18 protein-coding genes are annotated in these 15,537 nt (G+C 60.3%); 8 read left to right on the top strand and 10 right to left on the bottom strand.

The window, feature by feature from the left end:
* The 7 genes from ABJP42_RS11980 to ABJP42_RS11950 form a co-directional block, all read right to left on the bottom strand.
* Positions 1 to 510, bottom strand: a 510-nt coding sequence (locus tag ABJP42_RS11980) for an SDR family NAD(P)-dependent oxidoreductase (RefSeq protein ID WP_348340621.1), incomplete at its 3' end; no start/stop codon positions are given.
* A gap of 52 nt (positions 511 to 562) precedes the next feature.
* Entirely contained in the window at positions 563 to 1,534 is a 972-nt protein-coding gene (locus ABJP42_RS11975) for a calcium/sodium antiporter (RefSeq protein ID WP_348340619.1), read from the bottom strand.
* 171 nt (positions 1,535 to 1,705) lie between these two features.
* Entirely contained in the window at positions 1,706 to 2,503 is a 798-nt protein-coding gene (locus ABJP42_RS11970) for a S49 family peptidase (protein ID WP_348340617.1), read from the bottom strand.
* Between the two features lie 183 nt (positions 2,504 to 2,686).
* Entirely contained in the window at positions 2,687 to 3,448 is a 762-nt protein-coding gene (locus ABJP42_RS11965; RefSeq protein ID WP_348340615.1) for an ABC transporter permease, read from the bottom strand.
* Positions 3,445 to 4,374: an ABC transporter ATP-binding protein gene (locus ABJP42_RS11960; RefSeq protein ID WP_348340613.1), complete on the bottom strand. Its 930-nt coding sequence runs from the start codon at positions 4,372 to 4,374 to the stop codon at positions 3,445 to 3,447. Before ABJP42_RS11960 ends, ABJP42_RS11965 begins: the two co-directional genes overlap by 4 nt.
* 181 nt (positions 4,375 to 4,555) lie before the next feature.
* Entirely contained in the window at positions 4,556 to 5,065 is a 510-nt protein-coding gene (locus ABJP42_RS11955) for an SRPBCC family protein (RefSeq protein ID WP_348340611.1), read from the bottom strand.
* 153 nt (positions 5,066 to 5,218) lie between these two features.
* The gene (locus ABJP42_RS11950) at positions 5,219 to 6,052 is read right to left on the bottom strand and encodes an alpha/beta hydrolase (protein ID WP_348340609.1); all 834 of its coding nucleotides are present in this window, start codon (positions 6,050 to 6,052) and stop codon (positions 5,219 to 5,221) included.
* A gap of 236 nt (positions 6,053 to 6,288) precedes the next feature.
* Between ABJP42_RS11950 and ABJP42_RS11945 the strand changes: the two genes are divergently transcribed.
* Positions 6,289 to 6,795 carry a winged helix-turn-helix transcriptional regulator gene (locus tag ABJP42_RS11945; RefSeq protein WP_348340607.1) on the top strand — a complete coding sequence of 169 codons (507 nt, stop codon included), beginning with the start codon at positions 6,289 to 6,291 and terminating at the stop codon, positions 6,793 to 6,795.
* A 53-nt stretch (positions 6,796 to 6,848) separates the two neighbouring features.
* On the opposite strand, the gene ABJP42_RS11940 is transcribed toward ABJP42_RS11945, so the two are convergent.
* On the bottom strand, positions 6,849 to 7,709 hold the full coding sequence (locus tag ABJP42_RS11940) for a crotonase/enoyl-CoA hydratase family protein (RefSeq protein WP_348340605.1): 861 nt from the start codon (positions 7,707 to 7,709) through the stop codon (positions 6,849 to 6,851).
* 89 nt (positions 7,710 to 7,798) lie between these two features.
* Positions 7,799 to 8,980, bottom strand: coding sequence for a 4-hydroxybenzoate 3-monooxygenase (pobA, locus tag ABJP42_RS11935; protein ID WP_348340603.1), 1,182 nt, complete (start codon positions 8,978 to 8,980; stop codon positions 7,799 to 7,801).
* A gap of 129 nt (positions 8,981 to 9,109) precedes the next feature.
* Here pobA and ABJP42_RS11930 point away from each other — a divergent pair, with 129 nt between their 5' ends.
* Complete coding sequence (locus ABJP42_RS11930; protein ID WP_348340601.1) at positions 9,110 to 9,970, top strand: helix-turn-helix domain-containing protein; 861 nt, start codon at positions 9,110 to 9,112, stop codon at positions 9,968 to 9,970.
* A 22-nt stretch (positions 9,971 to 9,992) separates the two neighbouring features.
* Here ABJP42_RS11930 and ABJP42_RS11925 read toward each other — a convergent pair whose 3' ends face one another.
* Positions 9,993 to 10,613: a TetR/AcrR family transcriptional regulator gene (locus ABJP42_RS11925; RefSeq protein ID WP_348340599.1), complete on the bottom strand. Its 621-nt coding sequence runs from the start codon at positions 10,611 to 10,613 to the stop codon at positions 9,993 to 9,995.
* A gap of 188 nt (positions 10,614 to 10,801) precedes the next feature.
* Here ABJP42_RS11925 and ABJP42_RS11920 point away from each other — a divergent pair, with 188 nt between their 5' ends.
* From ABJP42_RS11920 to ABJP42_RS11895, 6 genes are all read left to right on the top strand, one after another.
* Positions 10,802 to 11,986, top strand: a complete 1,185-nt coding sequence (locus ABJP42_RS11920; protein WP_348340597.1) for a lipid-transfer protein — start codon at positions 10,802 to 10,804, stop codon at positions 11,984 to 11,986.
* 14 nt (positions 11,987 to 12,000) lie between these two features.
* Complete coding sequence (locus ABJP42_RS11915) at positions 12,001 to 12,447, top strand: MaoC family dehydratase N-terminal domain-containing protein (RefSeq protein ID WP_348340595.1); 447 nt, start codon at positions 12,001 to 12,003, stop codon at positions 12,445 to 12,447.
* Entirely contained in the window at positions 12,444 to 12,866 is a 423-nt protein-coding gene (locus tag ABJP42_RS11910; protein WP_348340593.1) for a MaoC family dehydratase, read from the top strand. The genes ABJP42_RS11915 and ABJP42_RS11910 overlap by 4 nt, the downstream gene beginning before the upstream one ends.
* Before the next feature lie 115 nt (positions 12,867 to 12,981).
* On the top strand, positions 12,982 to 13,806 hold the full coding sequence (locus tag ABJP42_RS11905) for an SDR family NAD(P)-dependent oxidoreductase (RefSeq protein ID WP_348340592.1): 825 nt from the start codon (positions 12,982 to 12,984) through the stop codon (positions 13,804 to 13,806).
* 140 nt (positions 13,807 to 13,946) lie between these two features.
* Positions 13,947 to 15,038, top strand: a complete 1,092-nt coding sequence (locus ABJP42_RS11900) for a CaiB/BaiF CoA transferase family protein (RefSeq protein ID WP_348340590.1) — start codon at positions 13,947 to 13,949, stop codon at positions 15,036 to 15,038.
* A 5-nt stretch (positions 15,039 to 15,043) separates the two neighbouring features.
* On the top strand, positions 15,044 to 15,537 hold a 494-nt coding region (locus tag ABJP42_RS11895), incomplete at its 3' end, for an acyl-CoA dehydrogenase family protein (RefSeq protein WP_348340588.1).

Raw genomic sequence — 15,537 nt, 5'->3', positions numbered from 1 at the left:
CAGGGTCCAGAGCGCCGATTTGGCCAGGGTGTAGCTCATGAAATCAGGGGCCAGATTCTGCACCCGCTGGTCGATCATATTGACCACCAGCCCCCAGGCGCGCGGCTCACCCGCGCTATCCTGAGGCAGGGCAACATCCTGCGCGGCCATGGCCTGGGTCAGCAGAAAGGGTGCCCGCAGGTTGCTGTCAAAATGGCGGTCCCAGCTTGTGGCGGTAACGGTCTGCAACAGATCAGGTTCAAAGATCGAGGCATTGTTGACCAGACAGGTCACAGGTCCCTCCAGCCCCGCGGCAGCCCGCGGCAGTAGGGCAGCGCTGGCCTCAGATGACAACAGATCGGCCTGCAGGGTGATGGCCTGGCGGCCCAGGGCGCGGATTTCCGCAGCGACCTCTTTAGCCTCGGCTTCGGAGCGATCAAAATGCACTGCGACGTGGTAGCCTTCGGCCGCCAGTTTCAGCGCCATGGCGCGGCCCAGCCGCTTGCCTGCCCCTGTTACCAGTGCTCGCATCTCAAAAGGCCTCTCTCATAGCGCCGAAGAGGCGGCGCGCTCGCTGCGGGCCTCAGAACAGCACCATCAGATAGCCGATGTAAAGCCCCGTGAGCACAAAGCCCCAAAGCCGGGTGATGTCCTTTTTCAGGAACACAAAGGGGAAGATCAGCAAGGAGGCTGCCAACATCACCCAGAGGTCAAACTCGAGGAACTCCGGGTCGACCGAAATCGGGCCGATAAAGGTGGCGACGCCGATAATGGCCAGCAGGTTGAACATATTGGAGCCAATGACATTGCCCAGCGCCACATCCGCCTGTCGGCGCAGGGTCGCCATCACCGTGGTGGCGAGCTCCGGCAATGAAGTGCCGATGGCTACCAGTGTCAGGCCAATAACTGTCTCGGTGACATGATACATCCGGGCAATCACCGTGGCATTGTCGACCAGCAGGTCCGCTCCCAACGGCAGGCCAATCAGGCCAAGCACCAGGTAGATGCCAATGCGCCATAGCGGCATGCTGGGATCGGCCTCTTCCAGCCCGTCCAGCACTTCTTCCTCATCCGCGTCACTGCCCTCTTCGGCACAGCAGTTTTTGCGATGGGAGCGCGCGTCGCGAAAGGCATCACCGAGGAAAAAGGTCAGCGCCACCAGCAGGATCAATCCGGACCAGATGGTCAGGGTGCCGCACATGGCCAGGCCGATGAACAGCACCGTCGCCATCAACATGAACACATAGCTTTTGCGGCTGCTGCATTGGCTGGTATGCAGGGTGGCGATGATCGCCGGGATGCCCAGAACCATCAGGATATTGGCGGTGTTGGACCCAACCACATTGCCCAGGGCAATGCCATCGGCATCATGGGCAACCGCCTTGATGGCGATCAGCAGTTCCGGCGCAGAGGTGCCAAAGGCGACAATTGTCAGGCTAACGATCAGGGCTGGCACCCCGAGGCGCAGCGACAGGTTCACCGCCCCGCGCACCAGCGCATCCCCAGCCAAAAGCAGGATCACCAGACCCAAGCCACAGAGCAGCCACGGCATCATTTGCGCGGTCCTTTTAACTTACAGCCACAGGGGCTTTTGCCGATCTTGAACCGTCCGCAGGAGGGACAGCGCGCGGATTGCAGGCGTTTTTGTCCGGGAAAGGCAACCTTTCCGAACATAGCCAGCACCGCTATGACCACCAAGAATAGGGTGACTATCTTAAAAATCACTTCAGAGCCCAAAACGCGCGAACTCGGCGCGCTCCTCGATCCCCGCCAGGGTGTCCTGAGCCAATTGCATGCCAAAACGGCTGAGGAAGGGCTTTTTGATGCCATAGCGGCGCAGCTTCACCTTGTCGCCAAACCGCGCCATCAGCGCCGGTTTCAGATGGCCAATGCCATCGATCAGGCCGAGTTCAGTGGCGCGTTTGGCCAACCAAATCTCACCGGTGAACAGCTTGTGACTGCCGTCGAGCTTATCGCCGCGCCGCTCAGTCACATGGGTGATGAAATTCTCGTGAATATCCCCCAGCAGCACCTTCAGGCGAGCGACATCCTCTGGGTTTTCCGCCTGAAACGGGTCGAGCATGGATTTGCTTTCGCCTGCGGTATAGACCCGGCGTTCGACCCCGTGACGGCTGAGCAGCTCCTGGGCACCAAAGCCGGCGGAGATCACCCCGATGGAGCCAATCACCGAACTGGGATCGGCCCAGATCTCATCCGCCGAGGCGGCCAGCCAATAGCCGCCCGAGGCCGCAACATCCTCGACAAAGGCGATGACGGGGATCTCTTTTTCCTTGGCCAACCGTTGGATACGGGCGCCAATGAGGGAGCTTTGCACAGGCGAGCCACCGGGCGAATTGATCTCCAGCGCCACCGCATCCGGTTTGCCCTTGCTAAAGGCGGCCTCCAGTACAGGGGCCAGCGCCGCATCGTTCAAAGCACCTCGCCCCGCCATGCCAATGGCGCCCGACAGGCGCACAACAGAGACGAGGGGCGGTTTTTTCACAAAGGGTAAGCGCAGCATCATGGCGCCGATGTAGATGGCCGAGGGGGGTGAAACAAGGGAGGGCACGGCACAAAACCGGTTCCGGCCAAAATCCGGGGAGGCCTGTGTAAATATGCAACGCTCCCGGCTATGGCCGGGAGGTTTTGCGCGAATACCGGGCAGATCCTGAATCTTTTCTGCCGCAGCAGCGACTTCTGCGCCCCTTTAGGAGCGGATGCGCCAGCCGGTTTTGAAGATCCACCAGATCACTGCGAGGCAGAGCGCGGTAAAGGCGCCAATGGCCAACAGGCTGACCCCAACCGGCACATCAGAGGCACCAAAGAAGGACCAGCGGAAACCGGAGATCAGGTAGACCACCGGGTTGAACAGGGTGATCTTTTGCCAGATCGGCGGCAGCATCGAGATCGAATAGAAGGAACCGCCGAGGAAGACCAATGGTGTCACGATCAGCAAGGGAACCAGTTGCAATTGTTCAAAATTCTTCGCCCAGATGCCGATGATGAATCCCATCAGCGCAAAGCTGAGGCAGGTCAGCACCAGGAACAGCACCATGGCGAATGGATGCGCGATACTGATGTCCACAAACAGGGTGGAGGTGGCGAGAATGACAACGCCGATAAACAGCGCCTTGGTCGCCGCCGCGCCAACATAGCCCAGCACGATCTCGAGGAAATTCACCGGTGCCGATAAAAGCTCGTAAATTGTACCGATGAATTTGGGGAAGTAGATCCCGAAGGAAGCGTTGGAAATACTCTGGGTCATCACGCTGAGCATGATCAGCCCCGGCACGATAAAGGCGCCATAGTCGATGCCATCGACCTGATCGATGCGGCTGCCAATGGCCGCGCCAAAGACCACAAAATACAGCGAGGTCGACAGAACCGGCGACAGGAAGCTTTGGAACAGGGTGCGAAAGAACCGCGCCATTTCAAAACGGTAGATTGACCAGATAGCTGTCCAGTTCATGATTTCTCTCCTGACACGAGCCCGACAAAGATGTCTTCGAGGCTGGATTGCCGGGTGGAGACATCCGCCAGCACAAGACCGGCGGCGGCCACATCATTCAACAGGGCGGTGATGCCAGTGCGCTCGGCCTTGGTGTCATAGGTGTAGATCAGCGTATTGCCCTCCGCGTTCAGCTCCAGCTGATGCACGGCAAGGCTGGCGGGCACCTCTGTGATCGCAGCACTCAGATGGACGCAGAGCTGTTTTTGCCCCAGCTGCGCCATCAGATCACCCTTGTCCTTGACCAGCAGGATCTGCCCATCGGCAATCACCCCGACCCGGTCAGCAATGGCTTCGGCCTCTTCGATGTAATGGGTTGTCAGGATGATGGTGACGCCGTCATCCTTCAGCTCCTGCACCACGTCCCACATATCCTTGCGCAGCTCTACATCGACGCCCGCAGTGGGTTCATCCAGAAACAGCACGCGCGGCTCATGGGCCAGCGCCTTGGCGATCAGCACCCGGCGCTTCATCCCGCCTGACAGTTCCTTGATCTGATTGTTGCGCTTATCCCAAAGCGAGAGCTTTTTCAGGATCTCTTCGATCAGGGCTTCATTCTTGGGCTTGCCAAAGAGCCCGCGCGAGAACCGCACCGAGTTGATCACCTTTTCAAAGGGTTCCAGATTGATTTCCTGCGGCACCAGCCCGATCAGCGAACGCGCGGCGCGAAAATCCTCAAGGATGCAATAGCCGCCAACCTTCACCGAGCCGGAACTCGGGGTGATGATGCCACAAACGGTCGAGATCAGCGTTGTCTTGCCCGCGCCATTGGGCCCCAGCAGGGCGAGGATTTCGCCCTCATCGATATCCAGCGACACGCCTTTCAGGGCCTCAAAGCCGCCCTCGTAGGATTTGCGCAGATCGGAAATGGACAGGATCGCCGCCATGGGACCTCCCTTGATCAAAAGACTTCAATTTTTTTGTACCCTACCGGGCGCAGCGGGCCGTCACCAGTGAGAGCCCTCAAAAAGACCTGCGCAGATACATGTGCATCTGCGCAGGTAATTTTCTTGACCGGCCCCTTATTCCTACCTGCCACTAGGCGGGGCTGGTTTTGCGGGCGAAGGATCAGCTGCCAGTGATCTTTTTGAACCAGCCCTTCTTTTCGCCGCCCTCTTCTTCATCGGCCTCTGCCTCTTCGGGGGCCAGATGGGTCTGCAGATTGACAAAAAACTGGTCCGCCATCTTTTTGGCAAACCCATCAATGATCCGGCTGCCCAGCTGCGCCAGCTTGCCGCCGACCTTGGCCTCGACCTCATAGGACAACAGGGTACCGGTTTCGGAAGGGGCAAGGCTGACCACAGCGCCGCCCTTGGCAAAGCCAGCCGCGCCGCCCTTGCCCTCTCCGGTGATGGTGAGTTTTTCGTCCTCGATCAGATCCGACAGGGTTACCTGGCCTTTGAAGGTGGCTTTGACCGGGCCGACCTTTTGCGTGACCGAAGCCTCAAAGCCCTCTTCGACGCTGCCGTTCACTTCCTGGGCCCCCGGCACGCAGGCCTTCAGCACCTCTGGGTTCAACAGGGCGGCATAGACCTCGGCTGGCGGGGCGGCGATTTCTTTGCTGTCACTCATCTTCATGGCGGGTCTCCTCCGGGCGGGCCTGAAGGGGCAAGTCCGGGGCATTGCCCCTGCCCCTTCCAAGCGCATTGATCTGTTCCCCCTAGACCTAGCCGACCTGCTAGGGTTCTGCCAAGGGACAAGCCCACGGCCCGCCGCGCTTTCCCGCCAGAGCTAGTGTGGCCTCGGCGCGCCAATATGGGACACCACCCGCGCGATGCTACCCGCATCACGTAAAATCCGGTTGTGTCCCAGACCGGTAGAGACCTCCAATTCGGCGTTGGGCCAATTCTGGGCCAGCTGCTCTACCTCTTCCAACGGCACGATGCGATCCGTTACATCCTGCAAAATCAAGGTTGGCTGCGAGACCTGATCTGTCAGGTTTGCGGCCTTCAAGGTAGCAAAGGGCAAATCATACCGCGCCTCAACCCGGGCCTGCGCCGCTGCGGCCACAGATCCAGAGAAACCAAGCTGCGCCCCCAGACGCTGAATGAAGCTCTGGAGATCGGTCATCGGCGCCACAAGCGCGACTTTTTCCGCCCGCATCCCCTGTGTTAGAGCCATAACTACCGCTGCCGCCCCATTGGAATGCGCCACCACCCCGGCCAGTGGCCCCAGTTGCGCGGCGATCTGCTGTGTCACTTCCAGCATCTCTGGCAGGGAGCTGCGGCTGCCCTCGGCGGCGCCATGGGCCGGCGCGTCAAAGGCAACAACCCGGTAGCCCTGGGCCACCAGGGGCGCCGCAAAACCACCCATTTGCCCGGCCCGCCCGCCAAAGCCATGCACCAACAAAACGGTCGGCAGGGGGGCCTCATCCCGCACACCGTGGAACGGCGAACTATCGCGCCACTCATAGAGCGGCACCAGCTCACCAGTGCTGATCCGCACCGGGCGCGCTGTGGCCTGCAACAGCCAGTGTTTTTCATGACGGGGCAGTTTTTGCCGACCCGGCCGGGTAAAGAAAAAGGCAAAGAGCCGCGCCGCCAGTCTAGGTGTCAGGCGGCTCATGCCGGCTGCAATGACATTCATCCATTTTGGCGCAGACCTGCTGCGGCGGGGGCGGACAGTGGGATTGGATGTTGAAACAGTGACCATAGGACGGCCTCCTCCAAGCAAATGCCAGACCGCGTCAGCCCAGCTGGGTGTTCCATGTCGTGGAACGAGAATCGAATTGTTGGTTCTATTTTGGAACTCATTATCAGTTCCATTTGAGAACTATGTCAATCCATGTTAGGAATCAGCGCATGAAATGGCATGATCTCAACGACGACGCCTGCCCCCTGGCCCGCGCCATGGGGGTGATTGGCGACCGCTGGACGCTTCTTATTCTGCGGGAGTGTTTTCTTGGCGTGCGCCGCTTTGACGGCTTTCAAAAACGCCTTGGCGTCACCCGCCACCTGCTGGCGGAACGGCTCAAACGGCTGGAGGCCATGGAGGTGCTGGAGCGGCGCCCCTATCAGGAGCGCCCCCTGCGCCACGAATACCGGTTGACCGCTTCGGGCAAGAGCTTTGCCCCGGTGCTGCTGGCGATGCAGGACTGGGCCCAGCATAGCCTGCCAAATGCGGAACCCTCCCCCTTTGCCTTTGTCACTCGGGATGGTGGCGCGCCGGTAGACCCGGTCCTGACCGATCGCAACAGCGGCCAAGAGCTCAATCATCGCACCGTGTTGATGGTACCGTCAAAATCAGTTCCGGGGACGGCCTTTGACGCTGACCTCCAGAGACTTGAGCCAAAGTCGGCAGGGTCCTGAAAAACAAAGGCAGACAAGCGGCCAGGCGGCAAACCGCCCAGCCCCCATGGTTGCTAGCGATTGCCCTTGGGGATTTCCTGATTGGTGGTCCAGTCAAAAGTCCCCTCGTCGCGCTCTTGCACCGCCTGCTTCCAGCCCATTTCCTCGGACCGCGCCTTAAAGTTCAGACCTTCGGGCGAATGCCGGGTGATGCCGTCAAAGATCGTCGCCAAGCGCTGTGTCTGCATCAAGCCGGTCTGCTCAATGGCTTGATTGATCACCAGCTTCTGCATCGCCAGCTGGTTGATCGGCACCGTGGACATCCGCGCGGCCATGGCCTCGACCCTGTCATCCAGATCTGCCAGTGGCACCGCCTCCACGACCAGCCCCATATCCGCCGCCTCGCGGCCTGAGATTTTATCGCCAGTGAACAACATGCGTTTGGCCCGTTCGGCCCCCAGCCGGTAAACCCACATGGCGGTGGTTGGACAGCCCCAAACCCGCGTCGGCATATAGCCGATCTGCGCCTCTTCGGCCATGATGGTCATATCCGCACAAAGGGCGATATCGGATCCGCCGGCAACGGCCGCGCCATGCACCTTGCAGAGCACCGGCTTCACCGCTCGCCACAGCGACATGAAATGCTGGGTGTTTTCCCACATGAACCGATAGTCTTTGATCGGATCCCAGGGCATCTCTTGCGTCGCCGCGCCAGATCCATTGCCCTCGGCATAAAAGGTCAGATCATAGCCCGCACAAAAGGCCTCCCCAGCCCCGGCAAGCACCATGACATGCACCTCCGGGTCCGCATCGGCCTGTGCCACTGCAGCGGCCAAATCCCGTGGCAGCTGGTCATTGATTGCATTCATCACCTCCGGCCGGTTGAGCGTGATCCGCGCAATCCGACCGGTCTTTTCATAGGCTACTGTCGACATCTCTCTCTCCCTTGTCCAGGTTCAGGAGATCATGCCTTTTGCCTTGCCACCAGCCTCATCCGGCGGTGCGGCCCCGGTCCTACGTGGCGTCAGTAGGGCAGCCCGACGTAGTTTTCCGCCATCGAGGCCTGCGCCGCCTCTGAGGAGAACAGATAGTCCAGATCGGCGCATTGCAACCGCAGATCCGCTTCGCTCATCTCCGGGAAGCGGTGCAGCAGATTGGTCATCCACCAGCTGAACCGCTCTGCCTTCCAGACCCGCGCCAGGGCCTTTTCCGAATAGCTGTCCAAACCAGAGCTGTCGCCATGCAGATAATGCCCCAGAAACCCATGATAAAGATAGTAGATATCAGACGCGGCCGAGTTCAGCCCCTTGGCGCCGGTTGGCGGCACGATATGGGCCGCATCGCCGGCCAGGAACAACTGCCCGTAGCGCATTGGTTCGGCCACAAAGCTGCGCAGCGGCGCGATGGATTTCTCGATCGAAGGCCCCGTCTGCAGCCCCTCGGCCACCCCTTTGGGCAGCCGTGCCTTCAGCTCGATCCAAAAGGCCTCATCCGACCAGTCTTCGACCCGATCCGTCAGCGGCACCTGAATATAATAGCGGCTCAGCACCTGACTGCGCAGCGAACACAGGGCAAAACCCCGTTCATGGCGGGCATAGACCAGCTCAGGCGAGGCAGGTTTGGTTTCCGACAAGACACCGAGCCAGCCAAAGGGGTAGATTTTTTCATATTCGCGCAGCACATCCGCCGGAATGGATTTACGGCTGACCCCATGGAAGCCATCGGCGCCAATGATAAAGTCACAGTCAACGCGGTGCTCAGCGCCATCCTTTTTGTATGTGACAAAGGGCTTGTCCGATTTCAGATCATGCGGCTGTACATCCTCGGCAAGGTGAATGACCTGCCCGCCCATGGCGTCACGGGCTTCATAAAGGTCCCGCGTGACCTCGGTCTGACCATAAACCATCACCGTGGCCCCATCGGCTGATTTGGCCAGATCAATCCGGTCCACACGGCCCTGATGCGCCAGATAGACACCGTGATGCTCTTCGCCCTCGGCCTCCATCCGATCGGCACAGCCCGCTTCGCGCATCAGTTCGACAAAGCCACGCTCCAACACCCCGGCTCGGATGCGCCCCAGCACATAGTCCCGCGTCTGGCGTTCCAGCACCACGGTATCGATGCCCTGACGATGCAGAAGTTGCGACAACAAGAGCCCCGAAGGACCGCCGCCAATAATGGCAACCTGAGTGGTGATCTGTGACATGCTGCGCCTCCCTGATGCTACACTCCGACAGCGGGAATGCAGACTGATCTGTAGCCTTAGACCATAACATGCCGTGTAAATGGCCCTTTGCGAATGGACTGAATGCGCAACCTCTTGTACAATTCGCACATGAGCAGCCCCTCCCATATCCGCAGCTATAACCTGTTTGGCGAAACCGCAGAGCTGGCGGATGTGCTGCATGTGGAGACCATTCGTTCACGTTCAGCGCTGCATGACTGGCAGCTGAAGGCGCATCGCCACGCCCGTCTGCACCAGCTGTTGTTCCTGACCGCAGGCAGCGGCGTGGCAGAGATTGACGGGACAAGTCAGACCATCCCGGCTGACAGTTTTGTCAATATTCCGCGCGGCGTGGTGCATGGCTATGACTTTGCGCCGGATACCAGCGGCTGGGTGGTGACGCTGACCTCGGATCTGCTGGATCATTGCATCCATGCCAATGAAGGCGTGCGCGCCCCTCTGGAGTGGCCTGCGGTTTTGCCGCTTTCAGCCCAGTTGGGCGCCCTGGCGGCGCATCTGTTTGAGGAATACCACGCTCAGAGCTTTGCCCGTGCCCAGGTGTTGCGATCGCTGGCCGGAGCGCTGATTGCCCTGGCGGCGCGGGCGATTTTTGAAGCCGACAGCGCCGAGCAATCTCTGGCTGGCAACCCGCTGTTCACCCGGTTTGAGGCAATGATCGAGCGGGATTTTCGCCAGCGTCGCCCGCTGGCTGACTATGCCCGTGATCTGGCGATTTCCCCGACGCATCTGAACCGGATTGCCCATCAGTCTGCCGGGCAGGCCGCCTCGCAGCTGATCAACGAACGCATGCTGCGCGAGGCCCGTCGGATGCTGATCTATACCAATCTCACCGCGGCGCAGATCGCCTATGATCTGGGCTTTTCCGACCCGGCGCATTTCAGCCGCGTCTTTGCCAAGGGCACCGGCATGCCGCCAAAGCTGTTCCGTCAAAGGGTCGCCGAGGGGAAATAGACCGCGCTCAGGGTCACGGCTCTTAGCTCTGCGCAGGCACCATGCCCTGAAACACCAGTTGCAGATATTGCTCGGCAATGTCTTCCTGCGGCACTGGGTTTTCGACCCGGTTCCAATGCGGGATCCAATTGAGCGCGCCAAAGACCACCGCCGCCACCAGCCTTGGATCACAGGGGCGCAGGCTGCTTTCGGCAATGCCTTCACTGATCAGACTGCGCAGTTGAAAATCCACCTCGGCCTTGCTGGCCCGCAGGGCCGTGCGCCGATCCGCTGACAGGCTTTGTTCGCGCACCATGGCAATTGTGGCGCCAAAATCCGTCGAGACCCAAGCGCAATAGCCCCGGATCAATAGCGCAATCCGTTCCATCACCGGCAGGCTCTGATCTTGGCTTTGGGCCATGGTTTCGCCCAGGAATTCCAGCCCCAACAGATGACAGCCAAAGAGAATATCCTCTTTGCTGTCGACATAATAATAGATAGTGCGCTTGGTGATATTCAGCGCTGTTGCAATCTCCTCCAATGAGGTCTGCTCGTATCCCTGATCATTGAACAGCCGGGCGCCAGCCTGCAAGACTGCCCGCCGCTTGCCCTCTCGCTGGGCATCGCGACTCGCCCCCGGCGTGGTCCAGCTCTTGTTGCCCATTTTGCTGCTCTGCCCTTTGGATTTTCTGGCCCCCGAACGGCCCTGCCAGCCAGATGACGTCCGGTAATTACACTCATGAGTTACACCAATCTTGACCTCCTGCCCAGCCCTCGGCACAAAGTAACCCAGAAGTGTAATTTCACCGCAACGCAGGCGCTGCGCCCAAAACTGCATCAAGGAGAAAGCCAATGACGTCAGAGGTACTGGTTGCCGGAGTGGGCATGACCAAATTCGCCAAGCCCGGCCAGAATGCCCCCTATACGGAGATGGGTGCTGCCGCGCTCAGCGACGCGCTGGCGGATGCGGGCCTCCCCTATGACGCCGTTCAGCAGGCCTATGCCGGCTATGTCTATGGCGACAGCACCTGTGGCCAGGCGGTGCTTTATAAGGTGGGCATGACCGGCATTCCGGTGATGAATGTGAACAACAACTGCTCCACCGGATCGACCGCCCTGTTCATGGCGCGTCAGGCCGTTCAGTCCGGCGCTGTGGACGTGGCGCTGGCGATCGGATTTGAACATATGCAGCCCGGCGCGCTGACCTCGCATTGGACCGACCGGCCGAGCCCCTTTGATGCCTTTGACGCGGAAACCGATGATCTGGTGGGCCGCCCGGAAATCCCGCTGGCGCTGCGCTATTTTGGCGGGGCGGGCAAATCGCATATGGAAAAGCACGGCTCCTCGCTCACCGATCTGGCCCGTATCCGCGCCAAGGCAAGCCGCCACGCGGTGAACAACCCGCTGGCCCTGTTCCGCCAGGAGCTTTCGCCGCAGGACGTGCTGGACAGCCCGATGATCTGGGAGGGGGTCATGACCCGGCTTATGGCCTGCCCGCCCACCTGCGGTGCCGCCGCGGCGATTATCGTCAGCGAAGATTACGCCAAGAAACACGGGCTGAATCAGGCCGTGCGCATCAAAGGCCAAGCGATGACCACAGATTATGCCTCCACCTTTGACGCCCATGACATGATGCAGCTGGTTGGCTACGACATGACCGCCGCCGCCGCAAAACAGGTGCAGGAGCAGACCGGCATCGCCATCGAGGATGTCGATGTGGTCGAGCTGCACGACTGTTTTGCCCATAACGAAATGATCACCTACGAAGGTCTGGGCCTGTGCCCCGAGGGTGGTGCCAGCAAGTTCATCGCCGATGGCGACAACAGCTATGGCGGTACATATGTGACCAACCCCTCGGGCGGGCTGTTGTCCAAAGGCCATCCGCTGGGCGCCACCGGTCTGGCGCAATGCTATGAGCTGACGCGGCAATTGCGCGGCACAGCGGGCCCCACCCAGGTCGAGGGCGCGCGCACCGCGCTGCAACACAACCTTGGTCTCGGCGGTGCCTGCGTCGTTACGCTCTATCAAGCCGCCTGAGGAGGAGCTCCAGCATGATTGACAGATCCTTCATTGGCAAAAGCTTCCCGCCGCTGCATGTGGATGTAGAGGCAGGCCAGCTGCGCAATTTTGCCCGCGCCACTGGCCAGCGCGATCCTGTTTACTGGGACGAAGACGCCGCCAAGGCGGCTGGCTACCGCAGCCTGCCCGCACCGCTCACCTTCCTGTTCACCCTGGATCAGGAACGCGAAGACCGGTTCTATTTCATCAACGCCATGGGCATCGAGCTGGGCCATGTGCTGCACGGGGAGCAGGCCTTTGCCTACGGCGCCCCGATCTGCGCCGGAGACACAGTCACCCTCACCTGCACCTGCATGGACATCTATGACAAAAAGGGCGGCGCCATGGAGTTTGTCATCCTGAAAACCCAAGCCACCAATCAGCTGGGCGAAGATCTTGGCAGTATGACCGGCACCATTGTTGTGAGGGATCCAAAATGAGCACATTTGCACATGACGTGACCTATGACAGCGTTGAAATCGGCGACACATTGCCAGCGGTCAGCCAACGCCCGATCAGCCGTACCACCCTGGCGTTGTTTGCCGGGGCCTCGGGGGATCACAATCCGATCCATATCGACATCGATTTTGCCAAGGCCGCTGGAATGCCGGATGTTTTTGCCCATGGCATGCTGGGCATGGCCTACCTAGGGCATCTGCTCACCGCCTGGGTTCCGCAGCGCGCGGTGCGGGAATTCTCCACCCGTTTTGTGGCCATCACCCAGGTCCATGCGGTGGTGACCTGTACGGGGCGCGTGGTGGAGAAACGCGAGGGCAATCTGGTGGCGCTGGAGATCGAAGCAGCGGATCAGAATGGCGAGGTAAAGCTGGCAGGCAAGGCGCTGGTACAACTGCCCTAGCGCCAGCAAAGCCCGTCCGCGGGCGGAAGTGAAGCGCCCGCCCATGGGGGCGGACGGGCGCTACCCGGCCTAAAGCCGGGTGTGCCTTCAACTGAGAAAAACTGGGATGCAAACCATGACAAAACTCGCAGGCAAGACCGCCTATATCACTGGCGCCGGACGCGGCATTGGCCGCTCTATCGCCCTGAAACTAGCGAAAGATGGCGCCAATGTGGTGCTCAACGATCTGGATGTTGAACCGGCGCAAGAGGTCGTGGCCGAGATCGAAGCCATGGGCGGCAAGGCTCTGGCCATTCCCGGTTCTGTCACCGCGCCAGGCTTTGCCAATGATTTCATCCAGGCCGGTCTCGACAAATTCGGCGGTATCGACATCATCGTCAACAATGCCGGCTACACCTGGGACAGTTTCATCAGCAAGATGACCGACCAGCAGTTTGACGCCATGATCGATGTCCACCTGAAAGCGCCGTTCCAGATCCTGCGCGCTGCCGCCTCCTTCATTGCTGAGCAATCCGCAATTGAAGCCTCGGAAGGGCGCGAGGTGTTCCGCAAGGTGGTGAATATCTCGTCAATTGCAGGCACCGGCGGCAATGCCGGTCAGGCCAATTACTCCTCTGCCAAGGCGGGCATCGTCGGCATGACCAAAACCATGGCCAAGGAATGGGGCCGCTACAAGGTCAACGTCAATGCCGTGGCCTTTGGCATGATCTCCACCCGTCTCACCGAAGCCACGGATGAAAAGAAAGCCATCGAGGTCGAGGGCAATACCATTGGCATCGGCATCCCCAAGAAGGTGGTCAAAGGCTTTGAGATGATGATCCCCATTGGCCGCGCCGGCACCCCAGAAGAGGCCGCAGGCGGCGTTTATCTGTTCTGCATTCCCGAAAGCAATTATGTTTCGGGCCAGACCTTGATCGTTGGCGGTGGCTTGACCGCTTAAAGGAAAGGACCGCGTCCGACCCTGGGTGGGTGCAAAGCGCCCTCCCTTTGCCGGAGGCAAACCTCCGGTTTGACGGGGAGGGTCGGGCGCGGTCCGGCCAGTCGTCCGGACCAGACATCAATTTCCCCAAGGAGTTCGCCATGCTCAAAGGCATCCGCATAATCGAAGTAGAGGGGCTCGGCCCCGGGCCTTTTGCCGCCATGACCCTGGCCGATATGGGCGCCGATGTGATCTGCGTCCACCGCAAAGGCGGCTCTGTCACGCCGGGCATGCCGGAACACTCGGTGCTGGATCGCGGCAAGCGCTCGATCGAGCTGGATTTGAAAGATCCCGAAGACATCAAGAGTTTTCTGGCGCTGGTTGCCACAGCTGACGGGCTGATCGAAGGCTTTCGCCCCGGCGTGATGGAGCGGCTTGGTATCGGCCCCGAAGCCTGTCACGCGGTGAACCCAACGCTGGTCTTTGGCCGGATGACCGGCTGGGGGCAGGAGAGTGCCCTGTCGCAAACCGCGGGCCATGATCTGAACTACATCTCCCTCTCCGGCGCGCTGTGGTACGCGTCCAGTCCCGGTGATGCACCGCTGACCCCAGCGACGCTGGTGGGCGATATTGGCGGCGGTGCGATGTATCTGGTGGCAGGCATGCTGGCTGGGCTGCTCAAAGCCAAGACCAGCGGCACCGGCACAGTGGTGGATGCGGCGATCTATGATGGCTCGGCCCATATGATGAACCTGCTTATGAGCATCCGACAGGGTGGTGGCTTTGGCGAGACCCGCGGACAGAACCTGCTGGATGGCCCGCACTGGAGCCGCTCTTACGCCTGCGCCGATGGTGGTTACATGACGGTACAATGCCTGGAGCCCAAGTTCTACGCGCAGTTCCTGGCGCTGATGGAGCTGGATCAGGATGCGGACTTCAAAGCCCAGTTCGACACCCGTAAATGGCCCGCCCTGACCGATCGGCTGGCGGGGATCTTTGCCAGTAAACCCCGCGATCACTGGGCGGCGCTGTTTGACGGCACCGATGCCTGCGCCGCGCCGGTGCTGAGTCCAGACGAGGCCCTGACCCACCCGATGAATACCCGTGGCACCTGGGTGGAACATGACGGCGTGCTGCAGGCCGCCCCTGCGCCGCGCTTTGATCAGATCTCTGCCTGGTCTCCCTCTGCCAGCCCGGAACGCGGGCAGCACAGCGCTGAAATTCTGGCCGAGCTTGGCCGCAACAAGGAATAATCCCCATGCCCCCCCATATCTCTCCCTGGATGGATGACGAGTTGACCATGCTGCAGGACTCCCTGCGTGACTTCTATGCCAAGGAAATGGTGCCCCATGAGGCCCGCTGGCAGGAACAGGGCCATATCGACCGGGATTTCTGGAACAAGGCTGGGGAGTTTGGCATTCTCTGTGCTTCGGTTCCGGAGGAATACGGCGGCATGGGCGGGGATTTCCGCCACGAGGCGGTGATTGCCACCGAACAATATCGCGCTGCCGGCTTTTCCGGTTTTGGCAATTCCGTGCATAGCCAGATCTGTGCCGGCTATATCCTCGACTACGGCACCGAAGCGCAGAAAAAGCGCTGGCTGCCCAAGATGGCCAGCGGTGAAATGGTCTGCGCCATCGCCATGACCGAACCGGGCACCGGATCGGATCTGCAAAATATCAAGACCACGGCCAAGCTGGAAGGCAATGAATATGTTCTAACGGGCTCCAAGACCTTTATCACCAATGGCCA

Source organism: Pseudophaeobacter sp., from assembly GCF_039971195.1.
Lineage (GTDB): Bacteria > Pseudomonadota > Alphaproteobacteria > Rhodobacterales > Rhodobacteraceae > Pseudophaeobacter.
Note: the sequence above shows the minus strand (reverse complement) of the source record. Positions and strands in the feature narration are given on the sequence as shown.

What these genes read in the sequence shown, in the direction of transcription:
- ABJP42_RS11975 (WP_348340619.1), bottom strand. Translation starts at nt 1,534, where the DNA reads ATGATGCCGTGGCTGCTCTGTGGCTTGGGTCTGGTGATCCTGCTTTTG.
- ABJP42_RS11970 (WP_348340617.1), bottom strand. Translation starts at nt 2,503, where the DNA reads ATGATGCTGCGCTTACCCTTTGTGAAAAAACCGCCCCTCGTCTCTGTT.
- ABJP42_RS11965 (WP_348340615.1), bottom strand. Translation starts at nt 3,448, where the DNA reads ATGAACTGGACAGCTATCTGGTCAATCTACCGTTTTGAAATGGCGCGG.
- ABJP42_RS11960 (WP_348340613.1), bottom strand. Translation starts at nt 4,374, where the DNA reads ATGGCGGCGATCCTGTCCATTTCCGATCTGCGCAAATCCTACGAGGGC.
- ABJP42_RS11955 (WP_348340611.1), bottom strand. Translation starts at nt 5,065, where the DNA reads ATGAAGATGAGTGACAGCAAAGAAATCGCCGCCCCGCCAGCCGAGGTC.
- ABJP42_RS11950 (WP_348340609.1), bottom strand. Translation starts at nt 6,052, where the DNA reads ATGAGCCGCCTGACACCTAGACTGGCGGCGCGGCTCTTTGCCTTTTTC.
- ABJP42_RS11945 (WP_348340607.1), top strand. Translation starts at nt 6,289, where the DNA reads ATGAAATGGCATGATCTCAACGACGACGCCTGCCCCCTGGCCCGCGCC.
- ABJP42_RS11940 (WP_348340605.1), bottom strand. Translation starts at nt 7,709, where the DNA reads ATGTCGACAGTAGCCTATGAAAAGACCGGTCGGATTGCGCGGATCACG.
- pobA (WP_348340603.1), bottom strand. Translation starts at nt 8,980, where the DNA reads ATGTCACAGATCACCACTCAGGTTGCCATTATTGGCGGCGGTCCTTCG.
- ABJP42_RS11930 (WP_348340601.1), top strand. Translation starts at nt 9,110, where the DNA reads ATGAGCAGCCCCTCCCATATCCGCAGCTATAACCTGTTTGGCGAAACC.
- ABJP42_RS11925 (WP_348340599.1), bottom strand. Translation starts at nt 10,613, where the DNA reads ATGGGCAACAAGAGCTGGACCACGCCGGGGGCGAGTCGCGATGCCCAG.
- ABJP42_RS11920 (WP_348340597.1), top strand. Translation starts at nt 10,802, where the DNA reads ATGACGTCAGAGGTACTGGTTGCCGGAGTGGGCATGACCAAATTCGCC.
- ABJP42_RS11915 (WP_348340595.1), top strand. Translation starts at nt 12,001, where the DNA reads ATGATTGACAGATCCTTCATTGGCAAAAGCTTCCCGCCGCTGCATGTG.
- ABJP42_RS11910 (WP_348340593.1), top strand. Translation starts at nt 12,444, where the DNA reads ATGAGCACATTTGCACATGACGTGACCTATGACAGCGTTGAAATCGGC.
- ABJP42_RS11905 (WP_348340592.1), top strand. Translation starts at nt 12,982, where the DNA reads ATGACAAAACTCGCAGGCAAGACCGCCTATATCACTGGCGCCGGACGC.
- ABJP42_RS11900 (WP_348340590.1), top strand. Translation starts at nt 13,947, where the DNA reads ATGCTCAAAGGCATCCGCATAATCGAAGTAGAGGGGCTCGGCCCCGGG.